The sequence below is a fragment of the Streptomyces sp. S3(2020) genome, from assembly GCF_013044505.1.
GTDB lineage: Bacteria > Actinomycetota > Actinomycetes > Streptomycetales > Streptomycetaceae > Streptomyces.
Map to the genome: position 1 here is coordinate 1 of NZ_JABERD010000459.1, position 2,426 is coordinate 2,426.

The following is a 2,426-nucleotide window of genomic DNA, read 5'->3' on the forward strand; positions in this document are numbered from 1 at the left end:
CCGTTACCAGCGACGCATGTGAGCGCGGGGACGCAATCGAGACACTAATTCGGAGGAATTCCTTGTCTGAACCTCTCCACGAGAATCACCTCACTTCCGAACGTGCGGCCTCACGTCGCACAGCAAGCTATGGGGTGGGGCTAGGAGGGCGGCCTAGCGGTCTAGCGGAGTCATGGCGCCGGTTCCGCAGCCTGCCGCTCTCGCCTGCCGGGGCGCGGCGGTGTTTGCAATGTGATCTTTGCCGCTTGGGTAAAGGAGCGGCGCGCTTCACGCGCGCGCGTTTCCAGTCCCAACCACGAGGACCAGCTCTGGTCGAACGGCTCGTCGGGGGCCGCTTGGTGGTTGAGGCACGCCGCGAAGGCGCCGATAGCGGAGTCCATCGCTTCTGTCGCCCGATCGACGGGGTCCGGTCCGAGCAACTGCACGCGGTCCAGCGGCTTGGTTAGTGGACCCTGGGCAGCCAGAGTCTGGGACTCGACGTAGGCCTCCCAAGTCAGATCGGGATGTTGCCGTTCCCAGTCCGCCCTTTCGAGCCATTCGTCGAAGATTGCCTCAAGGTGAGCCAGGGCGGTGTCCCACGCGTCAAGGAGCGCAAGGTAGGCCTCCTGCCGTTGTCCGCGCAGCCATTGGCCGTGCTCGACGACGGCTTGATCAGTAACTTGGCGGCGGCCGACGACCACACCGATGAGTGCGCCTCCAATACCGAATACACCGGCAGTGATTGCGGGAAGGACGGCCGTCCACAACAGGCTCATGAGGTCATCGTGCCGAACTCAAGGGCACTGACGGTGCCTGATCGCGCCAGAGGGGGCCCTATCGCAGGTCTATCGCGACCACTGCGAACCAACGACAAAGAGCGGGAGTCAGTGAGACTGACTCCCGCTCTTTCATGTCGGCATCCGCCCAGGTCAGCGAGTGATTTCTGCTGATCTTCGGCGAGTGCCCCCGGCAGGATTCGAACCTGCGCACACGGCTCCGGAGGCCGTTGCTCTATCCCCTGAGCTACGGGGGCGTGTCGGTCGCGTTGCTCGCGGCGACGGGTAGAACACTACCAGCTCCCTCGGGGTGTTCATGAACGGGTTTATCGGCGTCGTAGCCCTGTCCGGAGGGGGTGTCGTGGTCGGTTGTGTGGGGTGGTGATCTCGTTCGTTCGCCTGCGAGGGGCAGAAGTCGGTAAAACCCGGACGCGGTGGCCGGTCCGGACCTACTCTCGAGTTGTGCCAGGCGCGTCGGGTCGGGTGCTTGTTGTGGACGACAACAAGGTCATCCGGCAGTTGATCAGGGTCAATCTCGAGCTGGAGGGCATCGAGGTCGTGACCGCGGCCGATGGTGCCGAGTGTCTGGATGTGGTGCATCAGGTGCGGCCCGACGTGGTGACCCTTGATGTCGTTATGCCCCGACTCGACGGGCTGCGGACCGCCGCCCGGCTGCGTTCCGATCCGCGCACCCGTGATCTCCCCCTCGCCATCGTCAGCGCGTGTACGCAGTACGAGGTCGAGAGCGGGCTCGACGTCGGCGTCGACGCCTTCCTGGCCAAGCCCTTCGAGCCGGCCGAACTCGTCGAGCTCGTACGGCAGTTGATCGAGCGCAAGCAGGCCGCGGACCCGGCCGAGGAGGACGGCGACGATGTCTTCGGGCGCGTCATCGGCGCGGGGGAGACCGAGAGGGCCGGGCACAGCGGCGGCTGAGCCGGTCGATCGCCCCCGCACCACCGCACCACCGCACATACGCACCATCTGTCTCCCGGCGCCTCGCCCCCGTCCACATCGCGGACCTTCGCCCAAACCGACTCGCCTACCCACCCCCCTCCTCCCCTACGCTTGTCCCGTGACCCCCGTCGAGCTCTCCCGTACCGTGCTGCGCGCGGTCCGTCGCGCTGTCGACGGTGGGGAGCTGAGCGTGACCGTGCCCGGACGGGCCGTCGTCACGCCCCCCGGGCCCGGTGGCTGTGGCGACTACGCCACCAACATCGCCCTCCAGCTCGCCCGCCCCGCCGGGCAGCCATCGGCACAGGTCGCCGAGATCCTCCGGCCGCATCTCCTCGACACCCCCGGCGTCACCGACGTCGTCGTCACCGGGCCGGGCTTCCTCAACATCAGCGTGCGCGACACCACCCCCGCCGCGCTCGTCGAGGAGATCCTGCGGCGTGGCCTCCGGTACGGCCATGTCGACCGTCCCACCGGGCAGGTCGTGCAGCTCCACGCCCCCCACGAGGTCCGCGCCGTCGTCGTCATGGATGCCACCGCCCGCATCCTCGCCTCCCAAGGCGCCCTCGTCCGTACGTCGTCGCAGGCCCCGCCCCGGCCCTGTCTCTTTTCCCCATCTCCGAGCCCACGAGACTCCTTAGCACCCCGTCTGCCGGCTTCCGCTTGAAAAAAAAAACAAAACACTCCTACTAACAGCGTGACATCCCGCACAGTGCATCA

At 66.8% G+C, this 2,426-nt stretch carries 2 protein-coding genes, 1 tRNA gene and 1 pseudogene; 2 read left to right on the forward strand and 2 right to left on the reverse strand.

Annotation, left to right across the window (positions count from 1 at the left end; genetic code table 11):
* Positions 1–170: 170 nt before the first annotated feature.
* A complete protein-coding gene (locus HLK59_RS49500; RefSeq protein ID WP_171148252.1) occupies positions 171–755 on the reverse strand; it encodes a hypothetical protein in 585 nt (194 codons plus the stop codon).
* A gap of 185 nt (positions 756–940) precedes the next feature.
* A tRNA-Arg gene (locus HLK59_RS49505) sits at positions 941–1,012 on the reverse strand.
* A gap of 205 nt (positions 1,013–1,217) precedes the next feature.
* On the opposite strand from HLK59_RS49505, the gene HLK59_RS49510 reads away from it, so the two are divergent.
* Positions 1,218–1,688, forward strand: coding sequence for a response regulator (locus tag HLK59_RS49510; protein WP_346780011.1), 471 nt, complete (start codon positions 1,218–1,220; stop codon positions 1,686–1,688).
* A 139-nt stretch (positions 1,689–1,827) separates the two neighbouring features.
* Positions 1,828–2,286, forward strand: a pseudogene (locus HLK59_RS49515) (hypothetical protein); the annotation flags it as partial.
* Positions 2,287–2,426: the final 140 nt, after the last annotated feature.

Coding starts and splice junctions, on each gene's coding strand:
- HLK59_RS49500 (WP_171148252.1), bottom strand. CDS start 755: ATGAGCCTGTTGTGGACGGCCGTCCTTCCCGCAATCACTGCCGGTGTA.